The 7516-nt window shown below is 70.9% G+C and carries 7 protein-coding genes and 1 pseudogene; 6 read left to right on the plus strand and 2 right to left on the minus strand.

Going from position 1 to position 7516, the window contains the following annotated elements; genetic code table 11:
* The 6 genes from D7Y15_RS41020 to D7Y15_RS41045 form a co-directional block, all read left to right on the plus strand.
* The coding region (locus D7Y15_RS41020) for a TonB family protein (protein WP_121755987.1) at positions 1–475 on the plus strand (475 nt) is incomplete at its 5' end.
* Positions 472–1761, plus strand: a complete 1290-nt coding sequence (locus D7Y15_RS41025; RefSeq protein ID WP_121755983.1) for a PD40 domain-containing protein — start codon at positions 472–474, stop codon at positions 1759–1761. The genes D7Y15_RS41020 and D7Y15_RS41025, both read left to right, overlap by 4 nt.
* A gap of 57 nt (positions 1762–1818) precedes the next feature.
* On the plus strand, positions 1819–3015 hold the full coding sequence (locus D7Y15_RS41030; protein WP_121755984.1) for an aminotransferase class V-fold PLP-dependent enzyme: 1197 nt from the start codon (positions 1819–1821) through the stop codon (positions 3013–3015).
* Positions 3016–3029: 14 nt separating this feature from the next.
* Positions 3030–3971: a Ppx/GppA phosphatase family protein gene (locus tag D7Y15_RS41035; protein WP_120581251.1), complete on the plus strand. Its 942-nt coding sequence runs from the start codon at positions 3030–3032 to the stop codon at positions 3969–3971.
* Positions 3968–5248 carry an MFS transporter gene (locus D7Y15_RS41040; RefSeq protein WP_120581250.1) on the plus strand — a complete coding sequence of 427 codons (1281 nt, stop codon included), beginning with the start codon at positions 3968–3970 and terminating at the stop codon, positions 5246–5248. The genes D7Y15_RS41035 and D7Y15_RS41040 overlap by 4 nt, the downstream gene beginning before the upstream one ends.
* Positions 5249–5348: 100 nt before the next feature.
* Positions 5349–6200 (plus strand): AraC family transcriptional regulator, encoded by an 852-nt coding sequence (locus D7Y15_RS41045; RefSeq protein WP_121755985.1) that lies wholly within the window; start codon positions 5349–5351, stop codon positions 6198–6200.
* Between the two features lie 12 nt (positions 6201–6212).
* Here D7Y15_RS41045 and D7Y15_RS41050 read toward each other — a convergent pair whose 3' ends face one another.
* Entirely contained in the window at positions 6213–7166 is a 954-nt protein-coding gene (locus D7Y15_RS41050) for an NAD(P)/FAD-dependent oxidoreductase (protein WP_121755986.1), read from the minus strand.
* Between the two features lie 121 nt (positions 7167–7287).
* Positions 7288–7516 (minus strand): annotated as a pseudogene (locus D7Y15_RS41055) (acyltransferase); the annotation flags it as partial.

The following is a 7516-nucleotide window of genomic DNA, read 5'->3' on the forward strand; positions in this document are numbered from 1 at the left end:
GTATAAGAGACAGGCGGTGCCCGGCGTGAAGCCCGCCCCGGCCCCCGCGCCCCAGAAGGGGGAAGCGACCGCGGAGGACCGGCGCAAGAAGCTCTTCGGCGCGTTCGACAAGTCCGCGAAGCCCACGGAGCCGGAGGAGCTGGAAGGCGCCGAGGACGGCGACCCGGACGGTGACTCCGCGGTGGCGGAGGGCGAGCGGTACTACGGCCTTTTGAAGTCCCAGGTGCGCCGTCACTACAACGTGGCGGACACCATCCCCGACGCGGAACGCCTGTACCTGAAGGCGCAGGTGGCCATGAAGCTGGGCCGCGCGGGCGAAGTGCTGGACGTGAGCCTGGCCAAGGCCAGCGGCAACGAGCTGTTCGACGCGGCGGTGGTGGCCGCCGTGCGCAAGGCTTCCCCCTTCTCTCCTCCCCCCGATGCGCTTCGCGACGCCCTCCAGAAGAACGGCGTCGTCCTGGTGTTCAGCCCATGAAAGCCTTCCTGCTCTCGCTCCTCCTGGTCCCCGCGCTGGTGCTGGCGCAGGCGCCCGTCATCGAAATCTCCGGCGCGAACTTCCGCCCGCTGCCGCTCGCGGCCCCCGCGCCCGTGGTGCAGGAGGGCGCGGACAAGAAGGCCGCGCAGTCCTTCGACACCGCCTTCACGTACGACCTCACCGCCTCTGGCATCTTCCAGGTGCTGGACCGCGCGGGCTTCACCGCGGACGCCAAGGAAGGCATGACGGCGGGCAGCATCAACTTCAGCCGCTGGGCCGACGTGGGCGCGGAGTCGCTGGTGAAGGTGTCGCTGGCGCAGGACGGCGGCGCGCTGCGCGGCGAGCTGCGCCTGTTCAGCGTGGCCACGGGCAAGGAGGAGCTGAAGGTGTCCAAGGACGCGCCCGCCGGTGAGCCCCGGCAGCTGGCGCACACGCTGGCGGACGCGCTCTACCGACACTTCACCCGCGAGGCGAGCCCCTTCCTGTCGCGCATCACCTACGTGCGCAAGGCGGCCGCCAACCGCGACGTGTACGTGGCGGACTGGGACGGAATGAACGCGCAGGCGCTCACCAAGGGCGGCACGCACATCCTCCCCACGCTCAGCCCGTCCGGCCAGGTGGCCTACACGTCCTACCGGAAGAACCGGCCGGACATCTACGTGCAGTCCCCCGGCGGCGAGGCGAAGCCGCTGGTGACCGACGGCCAGATGGCCACGGGCATCGCCTACTCGCCGGACGGCAAGCGCATCGCCTACGCGCTGGCGGAGGGTGAGAGCGCGCAAATCTACGTCGCCGCGGCGGACGGCTCCGGCGCCAAGGCCATCACGGACACGCCCTACGGCCTCAACACCAGCCCCACCTGGTCGCCGGACGGCAAGCGCATCGCGTTCGTGTCCAACCGGGGCGGCAGCCCGCAGGTGTACGTGATGGGCGCGGACGGCTCCGGCGTGAAGCGGCTCACCTTCCAGGGCAACTACAACCAGACGCCGGACTGGTCGCCTCGCGGGGACCTCATCGCCTTCACCGCTCGCGACGAGCGCAACGCGTTCGACCTCTTCACCGTCAACGTGGACACGGGCAAGGTGACGCGCCTCACGCAGGACCAGGGCAACAACGAGGAGCCCACCTTCTCCCCCAACGGCCGGCTGATCATCTTCAGCACCAACCGCAACGGCGGCGCGCACCTGTGGGTGATGACCTCCGAAGGCAACAACCAGGTGCCGCTGCCCATGGAGAAGGGCAACTGGCTGACCCCGGACTGGGGCACCGCTCCGGCGGCGAAGTAGTCCGTCACGGCGGGTGACGTTGACAGGGGGGACGCGCCGGGGTGCATTGCGCACCCCATGAGCGCTCCCCTCCCCGCCCACAAGACCCACTGGGGGTTGGACCCCCAGGTCGTCTTCCTCAACCACGGCTCGTTCGGCGCCTGCCCCAAGCCGGTGCTCCAGCACCAGTCGGAGCTGCGGGCCCGGCTGGAAGCGGAGCCCGTGCGCTTCCTCGCCCGCGAGGCGGAGCCGCTGCTGGACGAGGCGCGCGCGGTGCTCGCGGCCTTCGTGGGCGCCAGCGCGGATGACCTGGCGTTCGTGCCCAACGCCACCACGGGCGTGAACACCGTGCTGCGCAACCTGCGCTTCCAGCCCGGCGACGAACTGCTCACCACCGACAACGAATACAACGCGTCCAAGAACGCGCTGGACGTGGCCGCCGCGGAGAAGGGCGTGAAGGTGGTGGTGGCGAAGCTGCCCTGGCCCGTGACTTCGCCGGAGTCGGTGGTGGACGCGGTGATGGCGCAGGTGACGCCTCGCACGCGACTGCTCCTCGTGGACCACATCACCAGCCAGACGGCGCTGATCATGCCGCTGGCGGAGCTGGTGCGCAGACTGCGCGAGCGGGGCGTGGAGACGCTGGTGGGCGGCGCGCACGGGCCGGGCATGGTGCCGCTGGCGCTCCAGGAGTTGGGCGCGGCGTACTACACGGGCAACTGCCACAAGTGGCTGTGCGCGCCCAAGGGCGCCGCGTTCCTGTACGTGCGCCGCGACCTGCAGCCGGACTTCAAGCCCATGGTGGTGAGCCACGGGCACAACTCGCCGCGCAAGGACCGCTCGCGCTTCCGGCTGGAGTTCGACTGGGTGGGCACGGTCGACCCCACGCCCTTCCTGTGCATCCCCACGGTGATCCGCTTCATGGAGGGACTCGTTCCGGGCGGGTGGCCGGAGGTGATGGACTCCAACCGGCGGATGGTGCTGGCCGCCCGGCGACTGCTGGACGCGAAGCTGGGCAACGCGACGCCGCTGTGCCCGGAGTCCATGGTGGGCAGCATGGCGTGCGTGGCCCTGCCGGACGGCTTCCCGGAGCGCCCTGAACCGCCGCTCTACGTGGATCCCCTCCATGTGCGCCTGTTCGAGGAGCACCACATCGAGGTCCCCGTCACGGCCTGGCCCCGGGCGCCCCGGCGGCACCTGCGGCTGTCCGCGCAGCTCTACAACTCCGCGGCGGACTACGAGGCCCTCGTGCGCGCTTTGGAAGCGCTGCTGCGTTGAGTAGTGTGCGCGGCATGCCGCGCTTCGCATCCATCGATATCGGGACCAACTCCGTGCTGCTGCTGGTGGCGGACCGCCAGCCGGACGGCCGCTTCCAGGCCGTGGTGGAGCGCGCGGAAATCACCCGCCTGGGCCGGGGCGTGGACACCAGCCGCGTGCTGTCCTCCGAAGGCATGGAGGCCACGCTGGCCGTGCTGGTGTCCTTCGCCAACGAGGCCCGGGAATTGGGTGCGGAGGCCATCGCCGTGTCCGCCACCAGCGCCGCGCGCGACGCGAAGAACGGCGCGGACTTCATCGCCGCCGCCAAGGCCCGCGCGGACGTGACGGTGGAGATCATCCCCGGGGAGATGGAGGCGCAGCTGTCCTTCGCCGCGGTGGCCCAGGACTTCGCGAGTGAGGCCGCGGGGCCGCTGCTGGTGGTGGACATCGGCGGCGGGTCCACGGAGTTCATCTACGGCAGCGACGCCGGCACGGTGGCCTTCCGCCACAGCTTCGACGTGGGCGCCGTGCGGCTCACGGAGCGCTACGTGCGCACCGACCCGCTGTCCCCCGAAGAGCGCGGCGCCATCGAGGCGCACCTGCGCGACACCTTCTCCGCCCTGCCCCCGCCTCCCCCCGGCGCGATGCTGGTGGGGGTGGCCGGCACGGTGACGACGCTCTACGCCGTGCAGCACCAGATGGCGACCTACGACGCGGAAGCGGTCCACGGCGGCACGCTGTCCCGGGGCGAGCTGGACGCGCTCACGGACCAGCTGTGCGCCATGCCCCTGGACGCGCGGCGGACGCTGCCCGGCCTCCAGCCCAAGCGCGCGGACGTCATCCCCGCTGGCGCCCTCATCCTGCGTGAAGCGGTGAAGGCGCTGGGCCTGGATGCGTGCCGCGTGAGCGACCGCGGCCTGCGCTGGGGCTTGCTGGCACACCGCTTCGGCTCCGGCTCCGGCTCCTCTCGCTCATGAACGCCTCCTCCCCCGCCGCTCCGTCCAGCTCGCACGCCACGCAGTCCGTGCGCGCGGGCTACGCGCTGTTCATCCTCACGCTGATCAACCTGGTCAACTACCTCGACCGGTACATCATCGCCGTCGCGCTGCCGGAGATTCAGAAGGACTTCGGCATCAACGACGCGCAGTCCGGCCTGCTGGGCACCGTCTTCATCATCGTCTTCATGCTGGCGTCGCCCCTGGGCGGCTTCCTGGGGGACCGCATCCCCCGCCGGCTGCTGGTGGCGGGCGGCGTCATCCTGTGGAGCCTGGCCACGGGGGCCAGTGGCCTGGCGTCCAGCTTCACGGCGCTCCTGCTGGCGCGCGCGGTGATTGGCATTGGCGAGGCGGGCTATGGCGCGGTGGCGCCGTCCATCATCTCCGACCTGTATCCGCGCGAGCAGCGCACGCGGATGCTGTCGTACTTCTACATCGCCATCCCGGTGGGCTCCGCCATGGGCTACGGCCTGGGCGGGTGGCTGACGCAGACGTATTCGTGGCACGCGGCGTTCTTCGCGGGCGGCGTGCCGGGGCTCGTGCTGGGCACCATGGCGTTCTTCATGCCGGAGCCCCAGCGCGGCGCCATGGACGGGCCGGACGCGGCGGTGAAGCTGCCGTTCATGGAGGGCCTCAAGGGCCTGGGCCGCAACATGGCCTTCTGGGCCACGACGGCGGGCTACACGCTGATGACGTTCTCCATTGGCGGCCTGGCGTTCTGGATGCCCACGTACCTGGTGCGCGAGCGGCACCTGTGGCTGGAGCACCCGGGCCGCGTGGGCCTGGTGTTCGGCGCCATCACGGCGGTGGCGGGCCTCACGGGCACCGTGGCCGGCGGCTGGCTGGGCGACAAGATGGACCGCAAGCGCGCGGGTGGCGGCCTGTGGCTGTCCGGCATCGGCCTGCTGCTCGCGGCGCCGTGCATGTACCTGGCGGTGAACCTGAAGGACACGACGCTGACGTTCGCGGCCATTGGCGTGGCGCAGTTCCTCATCTTCCTCAACAGCGGCCCCATCAACGCGGCCATCGTCAACTGCGTGCCGCCCGCGTTCCGCGCCTTCGCCATGGGCCTCAACGTGCTGTGCATCCACATGCTGGGGGATGCCATCTCGCCCACGCTCATCGGGCATATCGCCGACATGGCCAGCCTCCACACCGCCATCGCCATCAACGCGGTGCCGGTGCTGCTGGGCGGACTGGCGCTCCTCCTGGGCGCGAAGCTGTTCCGGGAGGCCACGCCGCGCGTGCAGCAGGGCTGACCGCCCTCGTTCGAAACGCCGGGGCCCGGAATGCATCCGAGCCCCGTTCAGTTCACCCGAGCAGGTTCACTGCTCGCCGGGGAAGGAAGCGGAGGCGTTCGTGACGGTCGTGCATTCGCATCCGCTGCATGCATGGGACACGCCCTCGGGCTCCCTGGTCGTCGCGTGCGGGCACGCCCCGCAAGCGCCCTCTCCCCACACCGCTTCGCATCCGCAGGCCGTGCTCGCGCTCTACACGGGCGGGCGGGCCGTCATCGACCAGCGCACCCGGCTGACGGTGTCCGCGGGCGACGTGATGCTCATCCCCGCGGGTGAGAAGCACCGCACGGTGGCGTCCGAGCGGGCGGAGGTCTGGGGGCTCGGGTTCCATCCGTCCGCCTTCACGCACACGGAGGTGGGGCCACTGTTGGAGCCCTTCGAGCGCGTGCGCCAGGGCGCCTCCGCCGTCGTGCCGATTCCTTCCGGGCGCCAGGAGCACCTGGTGCGGCTGTTGTCGGAGCTGCACGCGGAGACGCGCGCACCGCACCGCGCGATGGGCGAGCAGGTGACGCGCAGCCTGTTCTCCCTGGTGCTCGCGGAGGTGGCCCGCTCCAGCACGTGGACTCCGGTGGAGTCGCGGGCGTCGCTCGTGGGGGATGCGCTCACGTTCATCGAGCGCCACTGCCTGGAGCCCATCTCGCTGCGCGAGGTGGCCGCGGCCGTGGGCCGTTCGCCCGCGCATGTCACCACCGCGCTGAAGCAGGCCACGGGCCGCAGCGTGGTGGAGTGGATCATCTCTGGACGGATGGCGGAGGCACGACGGCGGCTGATGTCCACGGACGAGCGCGTGGACATCATCGCGGAGCGCGTGGGCTATGCGGACGCCACGCACTTCATCCGCCTGTTCCGGCGCGCGGAGGGCCTCACGCCCGCCGCGTGGCGCAAGCAGCACCGCGCGCCGTCCGCGCACTGACGGACCTTCGTCTCAGTGCGCCTTCTGCCGTGAGGGGGTGGGCTTCCCCGTCACCTCCGTGAAGCGGCGGTCCGCGTCCTCCAGGATGAGGGCGTGGTTCATCATCGCCGCGGCGATGGTGCCCGCACTGGCCGCCGCGATGGCCGCCTGCATCGGCGTCGTCATGTCCCCCACCGCGACGACGCCGGGCACGGACGTCTCTCCCGTGGGGCTCGCCTTCACGTAGCCCAGGTCATCCAGCTCGAGTCCCAGCCGCGTCACCAGCTCGTGTTGCTTCTGCGGCGGCGCGGAGAACATCACGCTCCGGGCGATGCGCGTCCCGTCCTCCAGCTCCACTTCGGCCAGGCGTCCGTCCTTCCCATGCAGCGCGCGGATCTTCCGCTCCTCCAGGGGGATGCCCAGCGCCTGGAGCTTCTCGCGCTGCTCCGGTGACACCTCGAAGGCGCCGTGGGTGAAGACGATGAGGTCCCTGGACCAGTTCTGGATGATGGGCGCGCCGTCCAGGTACTGCGGGTTCTTCGCCAGCATCGCGAACGGTTGGTCCTGGACCTCCCAGCCGTGACAGTAGGGACACTGGAAGATGCTGGGCCCCCACAGCTCCTTGTAGCCGGGGATGTCCATCATGACGTCCACCACGCCCATCGCCAGCAGGAGGCGCCGGGCGTCCACCGACGTGCCGTCGCCCAGCGCCACGCGGAAGCCGCCCTCGTGCTTCTCCACGGAGCCCACCCGCGTGTCGCGCACCTCCACGTTGGGATAGGCCTTCAGCTGCTCGCGGCTGATGCGCCGGAACTCCGGTGGCGGGATGCCGTCGCGCGAACCGAAGCCGTGCATGTGCTCCGCCGCCGCGTTGCGCGGCGTGCCCGCGTCACAGAGCAGCACCTTCTTGCGCCCGCGCCCCAGATACAGCGCGGCGTTGAGCCCGCCAGGGCCGCCTCCCACGATGACCACGTCGTATGCCGCCATTGCCCTGCTCCTCGTGCCGGTCGTTGATTCCGTTCAGGGAACCTAACGACGGGCCCGGGATGGCAGGAGAGCGGGCCTTTCGACGGCATCGGCGGATCTTCCGGTCCGCCCACGCCACCCGCTACCGAGCGACGGGCGCGTCGAGCTTCGGCCGGTACTCCTCCGCCAACCGCTCCACCTCGCCCGCCAGCCGCTCCCCTTCCAAGAGCAGCCGGGCCTTCAGGCGCTTCCGGTTGCCCAGCGTGAAGAACAGCTCCAGGTCATGACGGATGGCGTCCCAGCGCTCCGCGAAGGACAGCGTGAACAGCGCCAGCGGCGGGATGCCCACGAAGGTCCCCAGCCCCCACGCC

This window comes from Corallococcus sp. AB030, from assembly GCF_003668965.1.
Lineage (GTDB): Bacteria > Myxococcota > Myxococcia > Myxococcales > Myxococcaceae > Corallococcus > Corallococcus exiguus.